The 24,048-nt window shown below is 58.8% G+C and carries 25 protein-coding genes; 12 read left to right on the top strand and 13 right to left on the bottom strand.

From position 1 onward, the window contains the following. Positions 1 to 3 precede the first annotated feature (3 nt). From RUI03_RS04630 to RUI03_RS04620, 3 genes are read left to right on the top strand one after another with little or no spacing between them, the layout of a single operon-like run. Positions 4 to 126 carry a hypothetical protein gene (locus RUI03_RS04630; RefSeq protein ID WP_317289117.1) on the top strand — a complete coding sequence of 41 codons (123 nt, stop codon included), beginning with the start codon at positions 4 to 6 and terminating at the stop codon, positions 124 to 126. 15 nt (positions 127 to 141) lie between these two features. Beyond that, complete coding sequence (locus RUI03_RS04625) at positions 142 to 540, top strand: hypothetical protein (RefSeq protein WP_317289116.1); 399 nt, start codon at positions 142 to 144, stop codon at positions 538 to 540. A gap of 5 nt (positions 541 to 545) precedes the next feature. After that, positions 546 to 851: a hypothetical protein gene (locus RUI03_RS04620; protein WP_317289115.1), complete on the top strand. Its 306-nt coding sequence runs from the start codon at positions 546 to 548 to the stop codon at positions 849 to 851. Here the strand turns inward: RUI03_RS04620 and RUI03_RS04615 are convergent. The 6 genes from RUI03_RS04615 to RUI03_RS04590 are packed head-to-tail and all read right to left on the bottom strand — an operon-like array spanning position 835 to position 3,154. Next, positions 835 to 1,137 (bottom strand): hypothetical protein, encoded by a 303-nt coding sequence (locus RUI03_RS04615; protein WP_317289114.1) that lies wholly within the window; start codon positions 1,135 to 1,137, stop codon positions 835 to 837. The two genes, RUI03_RS04620 and RUI03_RS04615, sit on opposite strands and share 17 nt — an antisense overlap. Positions 1,138 to 1,152: 15 nt before the next feature. Then, positions 1,153 to 1,431 carry a hypothetical protein gene (locus tag RUI03_RS04610; RefSeq protein WP_317289113.1) on the bottom strand — a complete coding sequence of 93 codons (279 nt, stop codon included), beginning with the start codon at positions 1,429 to 1,431 and terminating at the stop codon, positions 1,153 to 1,155. Further along, on the bottom strand, positions 1,428 to 1,694 hold the full coding sequence (locus tag RUI03_RS04605; protein ID WP_317289112.1) for a hypothetical protein: 267 nt from the start codon (positions 1,692 to 1,694) through the stop codon (positions 1,428 to 1,430). Before RUI03_RS04605 ends, RUI03_RS04610 begins: the two co-directional genes overlap by 4 nt. Before the next feature lie 25 nt (positions 1,695 to 1,719). Next, positions 1,720 to 2,145 (bottom strand): hypothetical protein, encoded by a 426-nt coding sequence (locus RUI03_RS04600; protein WP_317289111.1) that lies wholly within the window; start codon positions 2,143 to 2,145, stop codon positions 1,720 to 1,722. Continuing rightward, complete coding sequence (locus tag RUI03_RS04595; RefSeq protein WP_317289110.1) at positions 2,142 to 2,633, bottom strand: hypothetical protein; 492 nt, start codon at positions 2,631 to 2,633, stop codon at positions 2,142 to 2,144. The genes RUI03_RS04600 and RUI03_RS04595 overlap by 4 nt, the downstream gene beginning before the upstream one ends. Then, positions 2,630 to 3,154 carry a hypothetical protein gene (locus RUI03_RS04590; RefSeq protein WP_317289109.1) on the bottom strand — a complete coding sequence of 175 codons (525 nt, stop codon included), beginning with the start codon at positions 3,152 to 3,154 and terminating at the stop codon, positions 2,630 to 2,632. The genes RUI03_RS04595 and RUI03_RS04590 overlap by 4 nt, the downstream gene beginning before the upstream one ends. Before the next feature lie 113 nt (positions 3,155 to 3,267). Between RUI03_RS04590 and RUI03_RS04585 the strand changes: the two genes are divergently transcribed. The 6 genes from RUI03_RS04585 to RUI03_RS04560 all read left to right on the top strand — a co-directional run bounded on the left by RUI03_RS04585 (position 3,268) and on the right by RUI03_RS04560 (position 6,731). Then, positions 3,268 to 3,483, top strand: a complete 216-nt coding sequence (locus RUI03_RS04585; protein WP_317289108.1) for a hypothetical protein — start codon at positions 3,268 to 3,270, stop codon at positions 3,481 to 3,483. Further along, a complete protein-coding gene (locus RUI03_RS04580; protein ID WP_317289107.1) occupies positions 3,483 to 4,094 on the top strand; it encodes a hypothetical protein in 612 nt (203 codons plus the stop codon). Before RUI03_RS04585 ends, RUI03_RS04580 begins: the two co-directional genes overlap by 1 nt. A gap of 32 nt (positions 4,095 to 4,126) precedes the next feature. Further along, the gene (locus RUI03_RS04575; RefSeq protein WP_317289106.1) at positions 4,127 to 4,381 is read left to right on the top strand and encodes a hypothetical protein; all 255 of its coding nucleotides are present in this window, start codon (positions 4,127 to 4,129) and stop codon (positions 4,379 to 4,381) included. A gap of 5 nt (positions 4,382 to 4,386) precedes the next feature. After that, on the top strand, positions 4,387 to 4,689 hold the full coding sequence (locus RUI03_RS04570) for a hypothetical protein (protein ID WP_317289105.1): 303 nt from the start codon (positions 4,387 to 4,389) through the stop codon (positions 4,687 to 4,689). A 5-nt stretch (positions 4,690 to 4,694) separates the two neighbouring features. Continuing rightward, entirely contained in the window at positions 4,695 to 4,880 is a 186-nt protein-coding gene (locus tag RUI03_RS04565) for a hypothetical protein (RefSeq protein ID WP_317289104.1), read from the top strand. A gap of 717 nt (positions 4,881 to 5,597) precedes the next feature. Beyond that, a complete protein-coding gene (locus RUI03_RS04560; RefSeq protein WP_317289103.1) occupies positions 5,598 to 6,731 on the top strand; it encodes a hypothetical protein in 1,134 nt (377 codons plus the stop codon). Here RUI03_RS04560 and RUI03_RS04555 read toward each other — a convergent pair. Both RUI03_RS04555 and RUI03_RS04550 read right to left on the bottom strand, forming a co-directional pair. Beyond that, on the bottom strand, positions 6,728 to 8,914 hold the full coding sequence (locus RUI03_RS04555) for a CHASE2 domain-containing protein (protein WP_317289102.1): 2,187 nt from the start codon (positions 8,912 to 8,914) through the stop codon (positions 6,728 to 6,730). The two genes, RUI03_RS04560 and RUI03_RS04555, sit on opposite strands and share 4 nt — an antisense overlap. Before the next feature lie 32 nt (positions 8,915 to 8,946). Then, entirely contained in the window at positions 8,947 to 11,223 is a 2,277-nt protein-coding gene (locus RUI03_RS04550) for a FecR domain-containing protein (RefSeq protein ID WP_317289101.1), read from the bottom strand. 216 nt (positions 11,224 to 11,439) lie between these two features. On the opposite strand from RUI03_RS04550, the gene RUI03_RS04545 reads away from it, so the two are divergent. Both RUI03_RS04545 and RUI03_RS04540 read left to right on the top strand, forming a co-directional pair. After that, the gene (locus RUI03_RS04545) at positions 11,440 to 12,897 is read left to right on the top strand and encodes a ShlB/FhaC/HecB family hemolysin secretion/activation protein (RefSeq protein ID WP_410795916.1); all 1,458 of its coding nucleotides are present in this window, start codon (positions 11,440 to 11,442) and stop codon (positions 12,895 to 12,897) included. 399 nt (positions 12,898 to 13,296) lie between these two features. Then, positions 13,297 to 15,876, top strand: coding sequence for a TonB-dependent receptor (locus tag RUI03_RS04540; RefSeq protein WP_317289099.1), 2,580 nt, complete (start codon positions 13,297 to 13,299; stop codon positions 15,874 to 15,876). A 64-nt stretch (positions 15,877 to 15,940) separates the two neighbouring features. On the opposite strand, the gene otsB is transcribed toward RUI03_RS04540, so the two are convergent. The 5 genes from otsB to RUI03_RS04515 all read right to left on the bottom strand — a co-directional run bounded on the left by otsB (position 15,941) and on the right by RUI03_RS04515 (position 20,053). Beyond that, a complete protein-coding gene (otsB, locus tag RUI03_RS04535; RefSeq protein WP_317289098.1) occupies positions 15,941 to 16,669 on the bottom strand; it encodes a trehalose-phosphatase in 729 nt (242 codons plus the stop codon). Positions 16,670 to 16,671: 2 nt separating this feature from the next. Then, positions 16,672 to 18,075, bottom strand: coding sequence for a trehalose-6-phosphate synthase (locus tag RUI03_RS04530; RefSeq protein WP_317289097.1), 1,404 nt, complete (start codon positions 18,073 to 18,075; stop codon positions 16,672 to 16,674). Positions 18,076 to 18,153: 78 nt separating this feature from the next. Further along, complete coding sequence (locus RUI03_RS04525) at positions 18,154 to 18,891, bottom strand: RNA methyltransferase (RefSeq protein ID WP_317289096.1); 738 nt, start codon at positions 18,889 to 18,891, stop codon at positions 18,154 to 18,156. Between the two features lie 80 nt (positions 18,892 to 18,971). Beyond that, complete coding sequence (locus RUI03_RS04520; protein WP_317289095.1) at positions 18,972 to 19,340, bottom strand: YMGG-like glycine zipper-containing protein; 369 nt, start codon at positions 19,338 to 19,340, stop codon at positions 18,972 to 18,974. A gap of 188 nt (positions 19,341 to 19,528) precedes the next feature. Beyond that, positions 19,529 to 20,053: a cold-shock protein gene (locus tag RUI03_RS04515; protein WP_317289094.1), complete on the bottom strand. Its 525-nt coding sequence runs from the start codon at positions 20,051 to 20,053 to the stop codon at positions 19,529 to 19,531. Positions 20,054 to 20,348: 295 nt separating this feature from the next. On the opposite strand from RUI03_RS04515, the gene RUI03_RS04510 reads away from it, so the two are divergent. Further along, complete coding sequence (locus RUI03_RS04510; protein ID WP_317289093.1) at positions 20,349 to 23,954, top strand: vitamin B12-dependent ribonucleotide reductase; 3,606 nt, start codon at positions 20,349 to 20,351, stop codon at positions 23,952 to 23,954. Positions 23,955 to 24,048 lie beyond the last annotated feature (94 nt).

Here is a 24,048-nt window from a genome sequence, read left to right as displayed (position 1 = left end):
GCCGTGCGGGCACCCACCACGGCGGAGATATTCACGGCCCTGCGCGAGGCGCTGGACGCCTGTAATGAGCACAAAGCGGCCCTGCGCGCCTGGCGCGATGGGCTGAAAGCGGATGAAGTGAAATGAGCGGAAGGCAACATCATGGCTGGACCCCTGCCCAAATTGATTGTGGCGGCAGTGATGGCCATGACGGCCAGCGTTGCGGCGCAGGAGCCGCCCCCATCGGACGGGGGCGTCAGCCTGGTTACCTTCGGCCTGGCCCTTGCCGGGGCGTTTGTCGGAGCTGCCCTGACCATGGGAGACGCCAAGAAGAAGGGGCGTCCGGTGCCCTTTGCCGACATTGCGGCGACCTTCGTTATTGGCGTCGTCTTTGGCTGCGGGGCCAGTTCGGCCATGCCGGACGGCCTGCAGATCAGCGTCAACGGCACCGCCATTCATTTGGCCGACTGGCTCGTGCCGTTCGTATTGTCCGCCGGTTCCGTGCCGATATTCAAGAAATGGATGCGCGGCCTGGCGGAAACCGGTAGCGGGAAAGATTAATCAGTATGCAGCAGTTCTTTTCAACGACGTATATTGTGTTTCTAGTGCTGGAATCGTTCGGCTTTGGCATCGCCGCCCTGTTTTATTGGTCGGTGCGCCCGCGCCTTTTTTCCTGGCAGGCCGGAAAGTCAATTGTCAGCGTCTGTGTTGCAGTCGGCGCGTTGTTGGATGCGGTGTATATGCGCACCGGAGCCGGTGTCATCTTGCTGGTCGTCTTTGCCATGCGCGACGGGGGCCAATTGCTGCGTCTGTTGCGGGAAGAGAAGTCAGCGGTCGGCGTGCTGATCCGGCGGGTTATTGGCCGGGGATGATGGGGCCTCGTCTTTGATGCCTCGCGCTCAGCACCAACTGCGCAGCCTCATCAATGGGCATGCCGAAAAAAGTGGGATGATAACAGCGCCCGTCACTCGCCTGGATCATCGTCTCGATAAGTTTTTGCTGGGCAAGGACCATGTCAGCCAAGCTAAGGGCGGATAGTCTCGTGAGGTCGTCGCGCGTGGCGTCTGACATGGCCTTTTGCACGATCTGAGTGATTTCTGCGTCGAGCAGATCACGCTTTTCCCGCAGTTGAGTGAGGTGATCTTTAAGATCCATCATGAGACGGTCCTTTTCTTACGCTCGCCCGGCGTGGGCCATATGCTGCCTACGTTCCTCAGCAGCTCCGTCCGCATACGCCCGAACAATGTCTGCAAACTCGTCAATTTGATCAGGCGGACAATTACTGATGAAGAATCCTGACACCTTGGCAAGAGACTGCAACACGACGCTGATTTCCTTGCGGCCGATGGCAATCTGTGTGGTTTGCGATCCCCCGAGCGCTTCGTTGATCGCGCGAAAGATCGTTTCGGCAAATAGCTCGGCGGCTAACTGGATGTCTTCTGGCGTGCTCATTCTGATGGTCCTTCGCTTTCGAGAAGATTGATGACGGCCTGCGCGTCGAAAATGTAGTCACGCCACCAGAAACTACCCACGTCACCATTCGGCAGCTCACCGTCATATGGAAACTGATCCGCCACAAAGTCTGTGTTGCCGTCGGCGGGCTCGTCCATAGAAGGTTGAATGGGGACAAGACCGGGCATCAACCGATCAGGATCGTAACCGCTCCGTCCACACAAGAGGCGAGCGACCGCTTCAATTTTCTCTTCGCGGGTCATTCTTCCGGTCCTTGTTTGGTGGGGTTCACCACGGTTCAATCTCTTCGGCGGAAGAGAGGTTAAATGGTCCATCCGTAAACGCCGTAAAATGCCATCCGGCGGGAACGGTTTCGGTCGCTTGAGCTTCTTTCACTTCAAACAGATATTGCACCTGGCCGCATTTGTTGGCGGCGATTTGCGCGACTCGGCGCGCTGTTTCTTTGCTCTGCGGCGCGATACCATCCCTTTTAGAGAGTTCGGCGTCTTCTCGGAACGCTATCGGCCGACCGGGAAGGCCCTCGCCAGCTGCCCAGTCGCGGGCCGCACTGGCTGACGCAAACACCAGTGGCATTATGGATGGTCCTGCCGTTCGCGTAACAGATAGCGAAAAGTCTCTTCCCCGCCATTCAGGGTTTGGCTGCCAAGCCCACAGAACCCTGCGACCCTCATTCGGTACGGTGTCGTCCGTCATTTTGCCGGTCCCTTCTTAGTTGCCCTGCGCTCTCTGCGCAGGCGGCGTCCATCTTCAAGGGCATTCCACCAGGCAGTGGGGTAAGACCCTTCGTCGAGATGCTCCGCAAGATCGAGCAGCATCAGCATGTCGGGGTTGACGTGGCCGCGGTTAAATTGCGTCAGAAACGCATCGGCTTTCAGTTCGAGCAGCGCCGTTTCAACGTTGGCGATCACTGTATCGCGAGCCAACTTAGGCGACACGCGCAACCATTCGCCGTCGACGACATGCGCACAGAGAACGCCCAGCGCCCGCTGTTCGGTCAGCCAAGCGAGACGATGGGGCTTGAGTTTCAATGACCAGAACAGTTCGGGTGCGCCTCGGGACATGCCCCTCATCTTCAGCGGAACGCGCATTCGATGGCCGGCATCGAAGGAGTAACCGATCTTAGTCAGTCCGTCGTGAGTTGCGACGTAGACGAAAGCGGGATCCGTGTACCACTTGATCATTCCGGTTTCGCCTTCTCTCCCAGCTTCAGCGCCTTCCCCCAACGGTTGATCGTAGTCCAGTCGCGGCCGTACTTGGCGGCCAATTCCGATTTCCGCACGGTGGGATCGCGCCACAATTTCGCAAAGGCTTCCCGGTCTGCCTTCGTCTTGAGGTCTCTCGGCCCGCGCTGTGGCTTGGCTTTCGCCCTGGCATTGGCGGTCTGCCGACGACGGCGTGCCGTTTCGTAGGCTTCCAGCGCCTCCGGAAAACTGTCCCAGTCGGCGAATGATCCGATCCCGTCGATTTCGATGGCGCCATTCGCGCGCATGACCCCGCGATACCGCAAGGTCAGCGTCATCACGTCCGGGGCAAGCGCCAAGGGTGTGCATACCGTCACCATATCTCCCGAGCGAAGGGGCGGCAGGTCGCCCCAGTCTTCGACGATGTTTCGCTCGATCACGCCAAGGTCTGCAAATCGCTCTCTCTGCCTGACCGGCGCGAGGCGACCCATCCCATCGGACCAAACAACACAAAAACGCATATGGCACGCCTGTTCTCATCTTGCAATATGTCACAGCGTTTGCCATATTGCGGTTAAGCACAGGTTTTGCCGTAGCGGGAGTCACCGGGACGGCGCAAATATTGGAGAAGACTATGACCCAAGTGAAACCATTCGATTTCACTGCCGACGCAAATCTCCCATCCGATCTTGCGGCGAAAATGCAGGCGGTCGCCGACAAGCGCGCTGCTAAGGGTCTCATCAGCGCCGATGGAAAAACGCATCCAAACCCGGAAGCCTTGGACGTCTACAATGCAGGCCATAAAACGCACTCTGATGTGTATTTGACCGCCGCGTATGGAAAAGCCTGATGCGCGTTCTTGTCGCCTGCGAATTTTCCGGCATTGTTCGCGACGCTTTTACGGATGCGGGCCATGACGCAATGTCCTGCGATCTTCGAGCGAGCGAAACGGCAGGCGCGCACTATCAGGGCGATGTCAGGGATGTGCTGGATGACGGCTGGGATCTGATGATCGCCCATCCGCCCTGTACCTTCCTTACCAACGCCGGTGTGCGCTGGCTCCATGATCGCCCTGAGCGCTGGGCCGCAATGATCGACGGCGCGGTGCTCTTCCGTGATTTATGGCAGGCTGACATTCCACGCATCGCGATCGAAAACCCCGTGATGCACCGATATGCAAAACAGGTTATCGGCGCGGATTTCAGCCAGTCAGTGCAGCCGTGGCAGTTTGGGCAGGGTGAAGTGAAACGCGTGTGCCTTTGGCTGAAAGGGCTTCCGCATCTTGTTCCGACGGATATTGTGGAGGGCCGCGAGGCCCGCGTCCACCGAATGCCGCCCGGTTTCGCAAAAGCCGAATGCCGTGGCGACGCTGGCGTGACCACCACTGCTGCAGCAACCGGATCGACACCCTCGACTATGCCCGCGATTTCGACATTCAAAACGAAAGGTAAGGCCCGATGACGCACGTGTCCTGTCCAAAATGCGATCATGAGATGGACGTTTCCCTCGTGTCGATGATTAATCCAGAAAGCCACATCACGATTACGTGGTTTCCGAACTCCGGTCAGATGATCCCGGCAAAGGTTATCGGCAGCGGCCTGGTTGATTTTGCCAAACTGATGAACGCAATCGCGCGCGAGCATGGCGGGTCCACCACGACGTTTCTTGAGAAAATCAGCACTAACGAGGATGGCTGTATAACGGCTGATTTTGTGGTGCTGGAAAACAAGAAGAAAGCGAAAGGATAGCCCCGATGCTCATCACCGCTCGGAACTACCCGGCGATATTCGACGTGATGGAAACCATCATGCACGATGGTGGCGGTCGCGCCGGTCACAAGGCGTATCGGCTCGGCCTTAGCATTCCCGAGGCCATCAACGCCGAGCAGGATCTGCAAAAGTTGACCGATGACGAGCGCCAGGCGTTCGCCATCGGTGAAGAAACCGAGATGGCGGAAATCGCGAATCGCACATGGGCGCTAACAGCGGTCGGACAAGCGATCGGCGTGTGGTGCGGAACGGACAACACTTGCGCCTGCGCAGAAGCGAAAGAATAGGCCCGATGACCCCCGAACAGCGAGTTCTGGCAATCCGGAATGCGGCAATCGCCTTCGCTTCAGATCATGGTCCGCTAAGTGCTGCGCGGTCTGGTGATATTGTCGCCGAACAGGCCGTCGCAAGGCGGCTGTTCGAGTGCCTGAAGGCGGAAGGGCTGGCGATTGTGCCGAGCCCGAATGCAGAACAGTAAGGAATCCCCCCGTTTCTGTCCTGCAGAACTGTGAGACTTTGGCGATATTCCGGCGATATTTCAGCGCCCATAATCCTGCTAAACTATTGATTTATTTGATATACGCCCTGCTAAGGGAGTAGGCGGGTTGAACCGTCTCGAGGGTTCGAATCCCTTCCTGTCCGCCAGCTTTCATCAGCGCTGTCGCCTACCGCCCCGAGCATGCACGTTCGATCACCTTTTCAATCTCGAAGTCACGCTTTTTGGATGCCGCGTGTCGCACCGGATGACGTCCGGACAGCCCGTCATTTCCTAATTCTGATAATCGGTGACATTGGCGCATGAGATGATGTGCCGACGCGCCTCCTGACGACAGGCCGACCTGGCCGCCTTCATCGGTCGGCACGACAATAGGCCTATCGTCTGTAAAGTCCTGAGGCGGTTCGGCGGCCATGGCGCGGGGCGCCAGACCCAATGTCAGCATGATCCCGATCATCGCCTAAACAAACCAACGCGGGCTGAATGCCATCTCCCCACCCTCAAGATCATCACGTGCGACGAGCCTACTTACCCCCCCCCGATATTGCCAGAGCCCGGGGCAGCCACACCGGCAACCCTGCCTTAAAAACGAGGAGCCATCTCCGGCGGCAATAATCTGCCAAACTGTTGACGTGGTTTAAATTGTTCATCATCCATGACGATGGTACGAGTGAAGTGGGACTGACGAGACAGGTGGGCATGGCGCAGCGAGCAGGGCTGAAGGTATTTTCGACAATGGCCAGCGCCATCGCGCTTAACGGCTGTGTGCAGATTGCCCGCCCCCCAGCGCCCGTGGCGATGGACACGCTCACCTACTCTGAAGCCGTTTCGACTGCCCGTCAGGAGCAGTTGCTGCTGAACATCGTGCGCCTTCGCTATAACGATCCCGTGTCTTTCGTGGACCTGGAGCGCCTGACAACGTCGGACCGCATTTCCTATGACGGGCGCGTGTCTTCTAATCTCAACCTGACCGGCGCACCGGCCATTGGCTCACTGAACGGCTCGTTCGGGCCAAACCTCTCCAGCTCACCGACGATGGTCTATTCGACCCTTCGCGGGAAAAGCTATGCAGAGCAGCTGCTGCAGCCCCTGCCCCCCGCCTCTATCTTCCTGCTCAGCCAGTCCGGCTGGAACGTCGAACACCTGATGCTGTGCTGTGTGGCGCGGATGGGCGACCTCGACAATGCGCGGACCGCCGCCGGCCCGACGCCGGAAAAGATGCCCGACAATGGCCGCTTCCGGCACCTCGCCAATCTGATGCGGCGTCTGCAAGAGAAGAATGCCCTGATGATTCAGGTCATCGACCCTGAAGAGCCCGGCCAGGGCCCACGGGTCATTCTGAAATGGCGCCGCTACCCGACCGAGGGTGAGCTGCTGGCCAATTATCTGACGGAGAACTGGGCCGCCCGGGTCGAGCCCATGTCGGGTGACCGCTATGTGGCGGAAATTACCACCCGCGGGAACCGAGTGGGTGATTTTGCCGTTCACGGACGGTCACTGATGAGTGTCATGTCCGCCCTGTCCCAGACCGTGCACATTCCCGACGAGCATGCGTCAATCGTATCGATCACCGAGCAGGCCGAAAACGGCCTTGGTGAGCCCTGTCGCGCGCCGGGCGGCTGGGAGGATGTGACGGGCGGCTATTTTGCCGTGATGGTCGCCAAGAACAAGCCGTCATCCGCGGCTGTCGCCGTCGAGTATCGCGATCACTGGTTCTATATCGACGACACGTGCTTCACGGCCAAGGCGACGCTGAACCTCCTTGACCATCTCTATGCACTGCAGGCGGGGATTACCAACGGCAACAACACCCTGATCCTGCTTGGTGGTTAAGCCACCGCCTTCTGGGGTACTGCTGCCTCAATAGGGGCCGGCAGTACGATTTCCGCACAAAGACCTTTTTCAAGATTACGCAGACGCAGGAACCCGCCACACACCTGGGCTGCTTGCTCAGCAAGGAAGAGCCCAAGGCCGCAGCCTTCTGCGGTCCGGGCGCGAGAGCGATCGGCCTGGTAGAACATCTGTGTCACGGAGCACAGTTCTTCCTCGGCGATACCCGGACCCTCATCGGTCACACTGATTGACAGTTGCCCTTCATGCGCCTCTGCCTTGACCGTAATCTTGCCGTCCTTACCGCCGAACTTGGCAGCATTATCCAGCAGATGTTCCAGCGCGACCGTCAGGAGCTGCTTGTCCGTTCGCACACGGATAGCGGACATATCGATCTCGACCTCGGGGTCACACCAGGATTGACGCAGCTTGGCGGCCGACAGGGCCGCTTTGCCCACATCCACTAGAGAATAGATCTGCAAGGACGGCTTGGTCTCACCCGACTGCAGGCGACCGGCCATCAGCATATCGGTGACAACGTTGAGGAGCTGCTTGCCGCTGGTACTGATCATCTGACCGAACTCGGCATATTCGGCAACTTCGTGCTTGCCCAGCGCTTCGCTCGCAATGAGGTCGCCGAAGCCGATGACCGAATTGAGCGGCGTTTTCAGCTCATGGCTCATTGTGCTGATCAGAGCCGATTTTGCAGCAGAAGCCCGCTCGTGGGATTCCTTTGCCTGACGCTCGGCGATCTCCAGCGCCTTGTGCTGCGTCAGGTCATGCAGCGTGATGAGGAGGATCTGCCGTGCCTCTTTCCGCGTCTCATAGCGCGACGATGCAATGGGCAGGTCCACATAAGTGTAGGAGACATCCACCACCCCGCCTTCCCGGCGGTCGATCTCGAGCTCAAACGGGTTGCATTCGCGCTGATTGATAAGCGCATGCATGCGCGGAAGGATATCAGCGAGGCTTCGGTTCAGGACATCGGACATCTCGAAGCCCAGAAGCTCAGCGCCCCGAACGTTACAGCTTTCCACTTCACCGAACCGGTTGATTGTCAGGATGCCGTCGTGGTTCGACGCCATCATCGCGTCGAGCAGCATCGCATGCTTGCGCGTGTTCATGGTCGACCGGAAAAGCGCCGCAGCGTACTGGTCCGCTGACTTGGCGAGCATCATCAGCACACCAATGATTGTGACGATATGCACAGGGGCCACATCGGCGACAAGGCCAGCAAATCTTTGCGTGCCGTAACCCAGCAGCGCAACACCGACAAATGTCCCGACATTCAGGAGCGTATAATTCATGACGCCTATCCGCGCCATGGGTACCATTGATGCCAGCACAGCCAGAACAACGAGGAACAAGGTCGCGCCAAGCGGCATATAGTCAAGTTCAGTGTGGGACGCGGCGGTCTCATACGCCATGACGTTCAGATAGATGCCGCTGCGCAAGCCCAGTACGGGCAACACGAATTCATCGCCAAGCTCAATCGCGGTCGCGCCGATAAAGACCGTCTTGCCGTTCACCTTGTCACGCAGGTCGCGCATGGTGAGAGCGTCGAAGAACGAGATCGTCTCCACCTGGCTCACGTCGATCGAGGCGTTCAGGATGGACTGCTCAACATGCGCGGGCTCACCAGCCAGCGCATAGGCAAGGTTGGGGACGAGGCCATCGGAGAACATCTCTCCCCCGTTCATCCGCCGGACCAGACCGTCCTCGTCCACCGGAAAGGTCGTAGAGGCGAGAAGAGCGTGCTGCCGAAGAATTTCCGTCGGCTGCATCTCGGCAACGACACCGGGCGCACTTTCGATCGGCTGGCGGAAGGAGGCAAGGTAGACCGGAATGGCAGACGCCTCGAGCGCCGCAGCGAAAGCCGCGTCTCCTCTGCCCGGCGAGCTGAAATCGATGTCGAACGCAATCTGGCGAGCGCCCGCTTCATTCAGTGCCGTGACGAGTTCCGCGTAGCGCGTCCGATCCCAGGGCCATTCGCGATCGACCTGCAAGCTTTCGCTGTCGATTGCGATGACAACGGAATCACTGCCGCCAACCTGCTGCGGGGTCAGCGCGAACCGCGCCGCCGTGATGGCGTTGTTGAATGACCGGATCAGTCCAACATGATTGAACTGAACCGTCAGAAAGACAGCAACTAACGCGTAGACGACTGTCAGGCGATAGGGCCGCAATCTCCCCCAAAATGTCCGCGCCCCCCCCATGGTCAGTCCTTGATCTTCTGCTTGTTACCAACGACCACATGGCCGTCCCCAGACACAGTATTCGAGCTGCCGATCAGATCATTGTCATCGCCAGTGACCTTGTTCCTGGAACCATCGATGACATTCCGATCACCGAGGATATCGTTGGCATCACCCGTCACCGTATTGTTGCTGCCAATGATTTCATTCGAGTCGCCGATGACCGCGTTGAAATCGCCCTCAACCGCATTGTCCCGGCCCTGAATATTGTTCCAGACCCCGCGGATGTCGTTGCCATTGTAGCCGACGAAAGAGGTACCGATCGAGTTGTTGTCGCCGACGACCTGGTTCTTGTCGCCATAGACCCGGTTCGAGTACCCGACGATTTCGATATCATTGCCGGACAGAAAATTCAGACTGCCTGAGATGACGCCATTGTTGCCGAACACGTTATTGCTGGATCCAGAAATCTCGTTCTTATCACCAAAAATGCTGTTCTCGGTTGAAAGCTCGATGGTCTGATCCGCAGCCGTGTAGGCCGTCACCACGTTCTCGTTACCGACCACACGGTTCGTATTGCCGACAATGATATTATCGTCGCCCTCTGCATAGTTCTGGTCGCCCGCGAATTCGTTCGTTTTGCCTTGCACCTCGTTGAAGTCGCCTGTGACGACATTGTCATCACCAAGAACCGCATTTGACGCACCGGCAATCAGATTGCTCTTTCCCTGAACCTCATTGGTGTCGCCGGTCAGCTTGTTCTTCTCACCGTTGAGCGTGTTCGCATCGCCATAGATCGTGTTCTCGTTACCAATCAGACTGTTGTCATTGCCTGAGAGTGTATTTGCGTCACCGGCAATTGTGTTGTTCACACCCTCGTAGACATTGTCCTTGCCATTCACGACATTGTTTTCATCAATGCCCGTATTGTCCGACGACGTATTGTCGCCATTGCTGTTTCCGGACCCAGCGGCATTTCCGTTTCCACCGGCTGCCGCATTGCCGCTACCGTTCGCCGCACCATTCCCGCTACCATTCGTAGCGGCATCGCCATTGCCGTTGGCTGCGCCATTGCCACTACCGTTTGCGGCTGCGTCGCCATTGCCGTTGGTCGTGCCATTACCGCTACCGTTTGAAGCCGCGTCGCCATTGCCGTTGGTCGTGCCGTTACCGCTGCCGTTTGAAGCGGCATCGCCATTGCCGTTCGGTGCCCCATTTCCACTGCCGTTTGAGGCGGCATCGCCGTTGCCGTTGGCTGCGCCATTACCGTTGCCATTGCTGTTCGACGCGGTGTCATCACCGTCATCGTCCGTACCGGTATCGTCATCGCCGTCCTCTTCGGACCCCGACCCAGTGCCGTTACCGTTGGACGATCCGTTGCCATTGGACGAATTGTTGCCGTTCCCGTTGCCGTTACCATTACCGTTGGCTGCGCCATTACCGTTGCCATTGTTGTTTGACGCGGTGTCATCACCACCGTCATCCGTACCGGTATCGTCACCGCCGTCATCATCTGAGGCTCCGTTCTCATCCGATGCGGAATCGTCGTCCTTGTCATCTTTCTGACTATTGCCCGAGGCTGTGACGCCACGCACAGGCTGATCCTGATTGTCATTGCCGGGCAGCGGGTCACCTGATGACCCGTCGTCACCCATGGCGGCACCATCATCACCCTGATCATCAGCCGCATCGTCGGCCTTCTCGTCGCGACCTTTCGCAGGCGCAGAGACGTTGCCCGAAGACGCAGCGGCGGGTGTCGCAACAGCGACCACTTCAAGGCGGCCCTGGCGTGTCACCGATGCCATCCGGCCCTTGGAGACCATTTCCTGCATGCCCGTGGACAGCGAGGTCACCTCAACGAGACCACTGTCCACCTGGACGGAGTGATTATCGCCCGAAGCCGAGACGGTGAATTCTGTCCCTTTCACAACGGCAGCCACCTGGCGCGTGCGGACTTCAAAATGCTTCTGCTTGCGGCGGTCGACCTTGTAGCTGGCCTGCCCTTCTTCCTGCGTCACATTCGTGAAGCCATTCCCGCTGCGGCTGGAAACGGACAGACGCGCATTGGGCCCGAGCGCGATCCGCTGCTCCCCGCGCATGATGACCGCGCTGCCATCTTTCGACGTGGCAATCCAGCCATTGGCGAAAGTCGGTGTTGCACCATTCGAGACGGTTGTGCCGTTGATCTCAACGCGTCCCGATGATTCGACCAGCCGCCAACGTTCTGCCTCAGCTGCGTGAGATACTGTCATCGCTGCCATGGCAATGAAAAGTGTCAGGATGCGTACGAAAAACGACATGGCGGTGCCTTATTGGTTGAATAACTCGAACCCGGAACCTACCGACGATTTATTAGCGCTCCTGTTAGACATTACCTCACATTTGACAGATCAAATTATCCATGACGCGCAACGCGATATTTACATTGTTCTGTGTAAACCATGTCCTCAACCGGGCAGGATTGGTGATAGGTGCGTTTCATACTCAGAATACTTCTGGCGCTGACATTGGCGGTCATGCTGCCGGCCCACACGTCGCGCGGGTTGGTCATCGAAGTGACAGGTGCATCTCGCTACGTTCCAATTGGGGACGACACGGCGACCTATGCTTTACAGCCCAATGATATTACAATTAATGACCTGCAGGGCCTCGCCAATCAATTATCGGTCGATTGCCAAAAACAGGGACTGATTTTGTGCGTGGCAGAAATTCCGCGCCAGGACCTCACCAACGGCAAAGTCACCGTGTCGATGTCCGAAGGGTATATTAGCACGATTGATGCCGAGCCTTCCGCCCAGAAGGTCCTGCGCCGCGTCTTCCGCAAAGCCCTGCAGGAACGGCCGCTTCGTGACGAAACGTTTTACAGCGCGGTCGCCATGCTTGACGACATACCCGGCCTGACCGTTCGCAAGATCGCGCCGCAACGCGTGGCGGGCGACGAATATGTGCTGGTCGTTGACGCGACCATGGACCGGTTCGCGGCACGTGCGCTTCTGTCCAATCGAGGCAGCCGGCGGGACAAACCCTACAAGGCCTTCGTCGGTGGCGACATCAATTCGATGGTCACGGCTGGGGACCAGTTGTCGGTCGGCTATCTGACGCGGCCTCAGGCTGCCGGTGAACTCGCCTTCGTGCGGGCCCGCTATCAGACAGCGCCGTTCTCCAATGCCGCAAGAAGTTATCTGGAGTGGGCGTGGTCCAACTCCTCCCCGGCTAGCCAGTTGAACGACCGTGATGTGGACGGCGATCTGAACCGCGTCATCCTTGGTGTGGAGAGACCGCTTCTTCGCCGCGACGGCGTGCGCATTGATGGCCGGGCGAGCATCGAATATGCCAATTCCGCCGAACGGGAAGACGGCCTGACCCTTTATGAGGATCGCCTGCGGATACTGCAGGCTGCGCTGTCGGCCCGGGTCAAGCTGACCTCAGGCGGCATCATCGCGGCAGAGACTAGCGTCAGCCAGGGCATCGATATCTGGGATGCCGGCGGCCAGTCCCGTCCCGATGGCGATGCCGTCTTCAGCCGCGTGCAGGGGGACGTGACCTTCGCCCAGCCTGTCGGCTCCTACATTGCGCGCTTTGGCGCCAGCGGGCAGCGCGCGTCAGGCCCCCTCCTGTTCGCTGAGGAGTTCGGCGTCGGCGGCGGTCGGTTCGGTCGCGGTTATGATTTTGGTGAAGTGATGGGTGACCATGGCGCCGCCGCCTTTGTGGAAGTCGCCCGGCCAATACAGGGCGGGGATCTCGTCCGGCGCGTTGAGCCCTATCTCTACGGCGATATGGGCGCGACCTGGAATGACGGCGCCGGTCTGTCCGCCGACGGCAAAACACTCTACTCCGCCGGCGCCGGACTGCGCATCGCCATCAAGGGTGGTTTGACCCTGTCATATGAGGCTGCGGCCCCCCTTTCCGATGCGCCGTACACGCTGGACGATCGCAAGGTTCGTCACCGGATCGATCTGGGTCTCCAGCACTAAAGACGACCCCTGCCAATGTTAGCCCTAACATTGTAGATCAAACTTTTTCTGACCAGAATACAGAAGCGCGGAAGCAAAAATTGCTGCAACGCAGCAACATGAAGTCGTTTCAGCTACAGAAATGGCTTAAGATGCGCTGTTACACTCTATTTACCACTAATCTGTATTACGCCAGACATTAGAGTGGCCGTTCCGGGCGCTCCACAACAGTTGTGTATATTCCCGACAAAATGTTTTGTGTGGCCACGCGGCTACACGCTTCACGAATAATCCCGATCGCCAACCAAGCTTGCTTGCCTTGAAACAAATGACCGCTCTAGCATTTAGCTCAAAACGATTTTTACGCCGGCGCCGGGTTCTTGTCGGGCCGGCCAGTAAAAATTGAGGGAAGGAAACACGATGAAAAAATTTCTGATGCTGGGCACGTCCCTGGCAATGACGACTGCTTTTGCTGCGCCGGCTCTGGCCCAGGATGACATGGATGAAGATGTCATCACCGTCACGGCGACCAAGCGTGAGCAGACCCTGCAAGAAGTGCCGGTCGCCGTCAGCGTCGTCGATGACGAAGTGATCGAGCAGGCCCAGATCAACGATCTGATGGACCTGCAGTCCGTCGTCCCTTCCCTGCGCGTCTCTCAGCTTGAACGCTCCGGCAACACCACCTTCATTATCCGCGGCTTCGGTAATGGCGCGAACAATGTCGGCATCGAACCTTCCGTCGGCGTCTTTATTGATGGCGTGTATCGCAGCCGTTCCGCTGCCTCGATTTCCGATCTTCCTGACCTGCAGCGGGTTGAAGTCCTGCGCGGTCCGCAAAGCACGCTGTTCGGCAAGAACGCCTCTGCTGGCGTCATCAGCTTCGTGACCGCCGAGCCACAATTCACGCTGGGCGGCTCGCTCGAGGCGACGCTCGGCAATGAAAATCAGCGGATCCTCAAGGGTCTGATCACCGGCCCGATCAACGACACCTCGGCGTTCAGCCTCTCAGGCACGATGCACAAGCGCGATGGGTATGCCGAAAATACCTATCTTGGCGAGGACCTGAACGAGCGCAATCGCTGGGCCGTTCGCGCGCAATACCTGTATGAGCCTGTACCTGAAGTCAGCCTGCGGATCATCGCCGATCTCGATCGCCTCGACGAAGACTGCTGCTATGCGCCGAACCTGTTTGACGGCCCGACCGGCAATGCGATCCGCGCCGTGGGCGGCACGGTCAGCTCCGACCCATATTCCTATGAAACGATGCTGGACATCCAGCCCACCAACGAAGTCGAAAACTGGGGGACCTCTGCCCATCTCGACGCCGATTGGGGCTTTGCCGATTTCACGTCGATCACCTCCTATCGTGAGCAGTCGGTCAAATCGAACGGCGACGTCGACTTCACCGATGCGTTCCTGATTGCGTCGAACCTGAACGATGTGAATGTCGACACGGTGACGCAGGAATTTCGTCTGACCTCGAAAGGTAATGAGCGTCTCGACTGGATGGTCGGCGCCTACCTCTTCGATGAGCAGGTCGAAAACAAATCGAATGTCATCTTCGGCAATCAGTTCCGCGATTATGGCGATGTTCTTGCGATCTCGCTCGGTCAGCCCGGCGCCCTCGACCAGCTCGAAGCTGCGCTGAGCCTGCCGAACGGGACCTTCTTCGCGCCGAATACAGGCAGCCGCGAGTTTCTCGATCAGGAGAATGACAGCTGGTCCGTGTTCGCGCAGGCAGACTATGAATTGACCGATCGCCTGACCGCGACTGTCGGCCTGAACTATACCGAGGACGAAAAGCGCGTTCAGGGGTACACGATCAATGACGACGTGTTCGCATCCCTTGATCTGGAGCAGGTCGGCAATGGCCTGATCACGCAGCAGGCATTTGCTCAGGCCTTCTTCGACGCCACCGGCTTCGTGGCTACCCCCTCCAACATCGCGCTTGTCGAAGGCTTGATGCCGGGCACGCAGGCTGCGGTTCTGGCTGGCGCTTCGGCGTTTGCAAGCGCCGTCGACTCCGTCCCCTGCTCTGCGTCAAACCCGCCACCAGCCTGTAACCCGCTGCTGACACTTCAGCCGTTCCAGTTCCTGCCGCCATTCGTTGCGTTCCCGAACGAAGTCGAAGACGGCAAGACCAAGGACGACAACGTGTCGTACACGGTCCGTCTGGCCTATGAGCTGACACCGCGGATCAACATCTATGGTAGCGTCGCAACCGGCTTCAAGGCTTCGTCCTTCAACCTCAGCCGTGACAGCAAGCCGTTCCCATCTGACATCGCCGCTTTGGACAGCGCGGGCCTTCTGGTCCCCAACCTGTCGCCAGGCACGCGGTATGCCGGCCCTGAGGAATCGATGGTCTACGAACTGGGCATGAAAGCGCAGTTTGACCGCGGCTCACTGAATGTCACGGTCTTTGACCAGACGATTGACGGCTTCCAGTCGGTGATCTTCACAGGGACTGGCTTTGGCCTGACCAATGCGGGTGAACAATCGACAACAGGTATCGAAATCGACGCCACGTTCCAGCCAATTGATCCGCTGACACTGACCTTCTCAGGCACGTTCCTCGACCCTGTCTATGACAGCTTCGTTGGCGCCAACGGCGTTGACGAGACCGGCGCCCAGGCAACGGTCGACCTGTCGGGTACACAGCCTGCAGGCATCCACACGATGAGCCTGTTCTTCTCGGCCCTCTATGAGACGCCAATCGGGGATGACAAAATGCTCTTCATCCGCGGCGCCTATCAGTATGAGGATGAAGTTCAGGTCGTGGAAAACGTGCCCGCTTCCGTCGCCTCCCGTGAAGTCAATCTGCTGAACGGTAGTGTCGGCATCAACTGGGACAACGGCGTCCGCGCCTTTGTGTGGGGTCGTAACCTGACCGATGAGCAGTTCTATCAGTCAGCCTTCCCGACCACAGCGCAGAACGGCAGCTATAACGGCTATCCGAACCAGCCGCGCTCCTACGGCGTGACGCTGCGCAAGGAATGGTAAGGCCATCGGTCTTCTGACAATCAAACCGCCGGCATCTTGCCGGCGGTTTTTTTATGACCGGCTATCAGGAAAGACTGTCGAAGCTTTCGGTCAGCCATCGCCAAGTGGCAGGAACATCGGCTAGCCGGAAGCCAGCGACGGTTTCGCCCGCGCCGACTTTTACCGCCATGCCGCCGAGATCATTAACGGCCATAAATCCGTCCTCGTCGGTGGTATCATCACCCACAAAGACAGGGATCCGCCCTGTGAAGGGGGCCGACTCGCACAGATGGCGGATCGCGGCGCCCTTGTCCGCATGCTGAGGTTTGAATTCGATGATGCCATTGCCGCGCTGAACGGAATAACCGTCAACCGACGCCGCGGCCTTTCTGAAACGCGTCTCCGCCTCATCGGCCAGATGCGCGGCGTGTCGCACATGCAGGGCCAGGACGGGCCCCTTCACTTCGAGCCACAGGCCGTCATCTTCTGCTGCCATTGCATCGGCCACCGCGCGGAGTTCGGCGGGCGCTTCGGGCAGTTCGTCGATCATCCTGCCCGGCTCCAGAATTGCGGCGCCATGATTGCCAGCCCGCCAGAGATGCGGCGGAACGCGTGTCGACAGATCACGTACGTCGCGCCCAGAGACCAGCGCCAGCGCGCCATCAAGATGATCGGCAAGACCCGCCAAGAGACCGTCGCCTCCGACGGGCAGATGCACCGCATCCGGATCATCCTGCAACGGCGCAAGAGTCCCGTCAAAATCCAGAAACAGGGCGTGCCGGTCCGTCAGGGCCGGCGGCATCATCAGCGCCATTGTCATGGTTTCAGCTGAACGACGCGATCGTCGGTATTGTCGTGGCAGTGCGTCAGATCGTCCAGGAACGTCTCCCGCCACCAGGCAATATCCTGCGCGCAAACTTGATCCATCATGACTTTCCAACGGCGCTTCCGCTCATCAAGCGGCATTTTCAGCGCTTCATGCAGGCGGTCTGCCATACCATTCTTGTCATGCGGGTTCACCAGGACGGCGCCCTCCCGCATCTGTTCAGCCGCCCCCGCAAACTCTGACAGGACCAGAACACCAGGATTTTCCGGGTCCTGTGCCGCGACATATTCCTTCGCGACAAGGTTCATCCCATCATGGAGCGGCGTGACAAAACCGACCTTCGCGATACGGAAGATCCCGGCCAGCTCTTCACGCGGATAAGGCCGCGCCAGATACCGGATGGGGATCCAGTCCAGATCGCCATAGTCGCCATTGATCCGCCCTGCGAGCTTGTCGAGCTGGCTGCGCAGGTGCTGGTATTCTTCCACCTTGGACCGCGACGGCGGCGCAATCTGGGTATAGGAAATAGAACCGCGATGTTCCGGGTAGTGATCAAGCAGGCAACCAACCGCGTCAAAGCGGTTTGGGATGCCCTTGGAGTAATCCATGCGATCCACACCCAAGATCAGGTCGCGATCCTGAAGAAACTGCGACAGTCGCTTGGCGGCGCCCTGTGCACGTTCCTCAGTGGCCAGCCGGGCAAATTCACCAGCGTCAATTCCGATCGGATAGGATCGGATACGGATCGTCCGTCCAGCGACCTTGAACAAGCCCTCGTCCAGACGCTCAGCGCCCAGCTCGTCAATAAAATAGTGTTCAAGATTGCGACGATCCATCTCGGTCTGGAGGCCGATCACATCATAGGCGCAGAGCGCACGCGCCAGGCGATGATGGTGCGGCACAGTCCGGAAGACTTCGGGCGGCGGAAAGGGAACGTGCAGAAAGTATCCAGTCCGGCCTTCCCAACCTTCATTGCGCAGATCCTGGCCCAGAAGGAAGAAATGGTAATCGTGCACCCAGACCATGTCATCGTCGAGAAGACGCGGCGCGACGAGCCGTGAGAAGCGCGCATTGACGTCGACATACTGCTCAAACTCATCCTCGTCGAAATAGGCGAGGTCCGTGCGGTAATGAAGGACGGGCCAGAGCGCGCGATTGGAGAACCCAAGATAGAAGCCGTCATGTTCCTCGTGCGTCAGGTCCGTCAGCGCGAATTCAACGCCATCCTCGACGACCATCTCCACGCCGCGCGGGGTCTGTTCGACCACATCGCCGCTCCAGCCGTACCAGACACCGCGACTTTCAACGAGCGCGTCCCAGACCGCGACGGCGAGCCCCCCGGCCTTGGCTGAGCCAGCGGCTGTGCGATTGGAAATAGCAACAAGTCGTCCCATGAGCGAGCAAGCTCCCATTCGTGTTTTGCCCTATGAAACTAGGGCGAAATGCTGCGCCGGCGAGATGGCGCGATGCAATTAATCAGCGCGCATCCGGGCAAGCTGTCGGATCATGCCGCGAAACAGACGCGTTTCAGCGCTCGACATGGAGGCATTTGTCAAAAGGGTCCTGACATTGCGCTCCATCACCACTCTTTTGTGATCCGGATAGAAATAGCCCGCCTGATCGAGCAGCGCGATGAAATGACTGATCATCCCGTCCACCTCTCCCATGCTGGCCGGCGTATCGTCATATTCCGATTCGAACAGCGGCTGGGTGCCTTTGGCCTTGGACCATTCATAGGCAATGACAATGACGGCCTGCGCCAGATTGAGTGACGAGAAGGACGGATTGACGGGGATGTTGATGATACCGTGGGCCTGGGCCACTTCATTGCTGTCGAGGCCGGATTTTTCCGCTCCGAAAAGAATGGCTGTGCGCCGACCAGCGTGGGCCTCGGTCCGCAAAGTTTCCGCCGCGACCTGCGGTGTGTGCACCGGCAGGAAAAGCCCGCGGTGTCGCGCCGTCGTGGCCAGTACAAGATGACAGTCGCTGACGGCATCCACGACGGTGTCGAACACCCGGGCATTGTCGATGACTTCAGCGGCACCGGCCGCCATCGCCTTTGCCGCTGGATTGGGCCACCCATCCCTGGGCGCGACCAGACGCAGGCCCTTCAGGCCGAAATTCAGCATGGCGCGCGCGGTCGCGCCGATATTCTCGCCCATTTGCGGACGCACAAGCACAATGAGCGGCGCAATATCTGCACCGCTCATTGGTTCTAAATCAGATTTTGAAGCGACTTCGGTCATGGAGGTGAAAAACCCCCTTCCGACCAATTGGTCAAGCGTTGGCTCTAATAGCGCAGCGCGCCGTCCTGCCAGTAGGTCCGACCCGTCCGCTCATCGACATAGTAATAACGACGGGCGCTGGAATCGTAATACAGTTTCTGGCCATCGGCCGTTTCTTTCAGCCGTGTGCCTTCGCCAGACTGGACGTCTTCTTGACGGCCTTTTGCTGCGCCAGCGGCACCGCCGAGCACACCACCGATGACCGCACCGCGCGTCGCGTCGCCATCACCGACATTGTTCCCGATGACAGCGCCAGCAACAGCGCCTACTGCCGCGCCTTGAGCGCCGCGTTTCTCAACATTACCTGTCGTTGTGCAGGCACTCGTCAACAACAGTGCACCAGCGCCAGCGGCGATCATTGCAAATTTCAACATTGGGTCTTTCCCTCTATTATGGCCCTCAAGGCCTATGGGAACATAACGCCGAATTCGTGGCGCGAGTTTCACAAAATGTCGCTGGACGGGACAATTTTTTGTAACCCGTCACAGAAGAAAAAAGCCGTATTGAAAAGCTGAACAGACACAACTGCTTGGTCTTCAGCGCGTCAGATCGGACCAGAAAATCAGTTCCCGGTATCCACCGTGATTTCCGTCGCCAGAAGGCCCTTATTACCCTCTCCAAACGAAACACGGACATTCTGACCAGGAATTAGTTCGGCAAGACCCGCAGCACGGACGACTTCCATATGGACGAAAATGTCCTCCGTCCCCTCGCCGCGCGTCAGGAAACCGTAGCCCTTGGCACGACTGAACCACTTGACCTCGGCGGGCATCATGGCACCGGCCGGGCTGATGATCGTCTCGCGCGGCGACAGTGTAGGTCGCGGCAATGGCGCAGCACTGCTGACATCGAGCTCAATGATCCGAATGGCCTGCAGGCCTTTCTCACTCTCGATCGCTTCGCAGATCACCGTCGCGCCTTCGGGCGCCGTGTTCTGACCGCTTTGTTTGAGGCAGGAGGAGTGGATGAGAACATCGCGACCGCCCGCATTGTCGGTGATGAAGCCATAGCCCTTCACCTGGTCGAACCATTTGACGACGCCACGGACTTCGCGCGAGGACTCGGCGTTTGAGGGGGTGTAGGCCATGCGCGACAGATACCCTTAACTTACGGACAACCCCTATAACGCGATTGTGGCGGGACTGTCATCATCTAAATGGTTAAAATCATAGTGTTATTCTGTATCAAGAGCAGTGAGTACTTGATCAGATAAGAAATTACAGCGCGCAAAACCTTCATTGTTGCGTTGCACATGGTATTGGCGCGACAAATAAACACGTCGCCATCGCTATTTGGCATTGCGTCGCGATGCTCTTCAAGGCCTTTCCACAATCGGTGCAAATCACCCTATATCATTTTTTGCTGACTTCTGCGGAGCCTCCATGCGTATCGATCGACATTTTTCCTCGCCGCAATCTGCTTATGGCGATCTGGATTTTCGCGAAGCGGAGAGCCGTACTCACCGCGGCGATATTATCACTCTGCAGGTCCCGACGCCGTGGTCGCAAGTGGCCACCGATATTCTGGCGCAGAAATATCTGCGCCGGGCTGGCGTGCCGGAAGCGACGGTCCCCCGGCCAGGGTTCGACGGTCCACTTCCCTTGGCACCGCAGATGGCCGCCCCGAACGCAGGATCTGGCGCCGAGAGCCACGCATCGGACGTATTCGAGCGGATGTCGGGGGCCTGGGCCTATCACGGCTGGAAACAGGGCCTGTTCGACAACGAGGAAACGGCAGTTACTTTCCGCGACGAACTGAGCGCCATGCTCGCCCGCCAGGTGGCGGCGCCCAATTCGCCCCAGTGGTTCAACACCGGCCTGCACTGGTCCTACGGCATCGAGGCCATTGGCACGGGCCATTTCCGCTATGACCCGAAGATCAAGGATGTGGTGGCCGTTGAGGACGCCTACGAATGGCCGCAACCCCACGCCTGCTTCATTCAGTCCGTTGAGGACTCGCTGGTTGGCGCGAACGGCATTTTTGATCTGTGGCAACGGGAAGCCCGGCTGTTCAAATATGGCTCCGGGTCAGGCTCCAATTTTTCTGCCCTTCGCGGCGAGGGTGAGCCACTTGCTGGCGGCGGACAATCATCGGGCCTTTTGAGCTTCCTGAAAGTCGGCGACGCCGCGGCCGGCGCCATCAAATCCGGTGGCGTGACCCGCCGCGCTGCGAAGATGGTCATCGTCGATATTGATCATCCGGATATCGAAGCCTTTATCGACTGGAAATCAGTAGAGGAGCGGAAGGTCGCCGCAATCGTTTGCGGGTCGATCGTCATTCGACGGCACGTCGAAGCCCTGTTCGCCGCCCTGTCCGGGAAGGATGATTACCGGTTTGATCCCAAGCGGAACGAGACGCTGAAGCGGGTGCTGAAGGCGGCCCGCCGCGACGGCGTTGCCGAGAACGTCATGGCTCGCGCCCTCGCACTGGCGCGCGAGGGCCGCACGGCGATGATGGTCGAGACCTATTCGACCGACTGGGACGGCGAAGGCTATCGGACCGTCAGTGGCCAGAACGCAAACAACTCCGTGCGGCTGAACGGCGAATTTTTGCAGGCTGTAGAAGACGGCGGCGACTGGACCCTCACCCGCCGGGTCGACGGCCAGCCGCACAAGACCGTGCCGGCCCAGGACCTGTGGGCACGCATTGGTGATGCAGCCTGGTCAAGCGCTGATCCCGGCCTGCAGTTTGATGATACCATCAATGAGTGGCACACCTGCCCTGCCGATGGTCGGATCAATGGCTCCAATCCGTGCTCGGAATATATGTTCCTTGACGACACGGCCTGCAATCTGGCCTCGATCAATCTGCTCAAATTCTTGGGCCCAGACGGCGAATTTGACAGCGCGGGCTTCCGTCACGCCTGTCGCCTGTGGACGATGGTGCTCGAAATTTCCGTGGGCATGGCATCCTATCCGTCACGGGCCATTGCCCAGCGGTCCTACCTTTATCGCACGTTGGGGCTTGGTTTTGCCAATCTCGGCGGGCTCCTCATGTCGTCGGGCATTGCCTATGACAGCGATGAGGGACGAGCCGCGGCCGGCGCCATTTCCGCCCTGATGACCGCCACGGCCTATGAGACGTCGGCCGAGATGGCCGCAAGGCTTGGCACCTTTGACCGTTTCGATGCGAACCGGAAACCGATGCTCCGCGTCCTGAGAAATCATGCGGCCGCGGCCGGTGTCGGTGATTTCGAAGGCCTGTCGATCCGGCCGGACCGCATAGCGCCTGACCAGGTGCCGTATCCTGGGCTGTTCGAGGCAGCGAATGAGGCATGGCAGCGAACGTTGAAGGCCGCCGAAAAGCACGGCCTGCGAAACGCGCAGGTGACGGTGATTGCCCCAACCGGCACCATCGGCCTCGTGATGGACTGCGATACGACGGGTATTGAGCCTGACTTCGCCCTCGTGAAGTTCAAGTCACTGGCGGGTGGCGGATCGTTCCGCATCATCAACCGGTCGGTGCCGCGCGCCCTTGAAACATTGGGGTATACGGAAGACGAAATTGCCGAGATCGAGCAGTACGCCATCGGGCATGGGACGCTGGAGCATGCGCCGGGCGTCAATTTCGATGCCTTGCGTGAAGAAGGCTTCGGTGACACCCAGATCACAGCGCTACGCGAAGCGCTGAAGACCGCCTTTGACATCACCTATGTGTTCACCGCTGACGTCCTTGGCGAAGGATTCATGCGCGGTGTCCTGCACCTGACTGAACAGCAGATGGGGCAGTCGGGGTACGTGCTTCTCAGGGATCTTGGGTTTTCCGACGAGGACATTCACAGGGCCAATCTCTACTGCTGCGGGACCATGACACTGGAGGGCGCGCCGCATCTCGCGCTCGAACATTATGCCGTGTTCGACTGCGCCAACCGCTGCGGCCGCATCGGCACGCGCAGCCTGTCCGTTGCAGCTCATATCAACATGATGGCGGCCTGCCAGCCGTTCATTTCAGGGGCCATCTCCAAGACCGTCAACCTGCCCGGTCGTGCCTCCGTGGCCGATTGCCTCGCCACCTATCACGCCGCCTATGCGAAGGGACTGAAGGCCATCGCGCTCTATCGCGACGGGTCCAAACTGTCCCAGCCGCTGTCTTCCGGCCTTCTGGCGCAGGATGATTTTGACACGGATGATCTGGTTGATCAGCCAGATGCCGAAAAGGCGCGGATCTTTGCTGAACGCGTAGTCGAACGGGTTGTTGAACGCGCGCCGGGGCGGCGTCGCCTGCCCGACCGCCGCAAGGGCTATATCCAGAAAGCCATTGTGGGCGGCCACAAGGTCTATCTGCATACCGGCGAGTTCGAGAATGGCGAGCTTGGCGAGATCTTCGTCGACATGCACAAGGAAGGCGCTGCTTTCCGCTCACTGATGAACAATTTTGCCATCGCTGTGTCGCTTGGCCTGCAATATGGCGTGCCGCTTGAGGAGTTCATCGACGCCTATCTCTTCACACGCTTTGAACCCGCAGGACCCGTCCAGGGCAATGACCGCATCAAGAATGCGACTTCGATCCTCGACTATATCTTCCGCGAGCTGGCGATCAGCTATCTGAGCCGGAACGATCTGGGCCATGTGCCAGAGGGCGGAACGTCCTTCGATATGGGCAAGGGTGTTGATGCCGAGGGCGTGACGCAGGACGCAGGACGCCTGATCTCTAAAGGCTTTTCCCGGTCATCAACAATGGACAACCTCGTCGTGCTGCGCGGCGGTGAGTTCGACAGGCTGCGCGAGAAACGCGAGCAGGAGCGGGCCAAAACCGCACCGGCTGAAGAAGAGCGTGACGAAGAGCCGATGCGGCAGGAACTGCCAAAGGGCCCCAAGCCGCCAACCCCGCCCAAGGGTCGCCTCGCCGATCCCGCTGCCGCGCGAGAGGAAGCGAAGCTGAAAGGCTATGAAGGGGATGCCTGCTCCAATTGCGGACAGTTCACCCTCGTGCGCAGCGGTACCTGCCTTCGGTGTGACAGCTGTGGCCAGACCACCGGCTGTTCGTGATCAGTGCGCACACTGTTCAATAAAGGGACACTATCCCGAAAAATTGAAGGGATACGGATAAGGATGAAGTAAGCGGGCTCTGGCAAGATTGACA

This window comes from Parvularcula sp. LCG005, from assembly GCF_032930845.1.
In the GTDB taxonomy this organism is placed as follows: Bacteria; Pseudomonadota; Alphaproteobacteria; order Caulobacterales; family Parvularculaceae; genus Parvularcula.
Note: the sequence above shows the minus strand (reverse complement) of the source record. Positions and strands in the feature narration are given on the sequence as shown.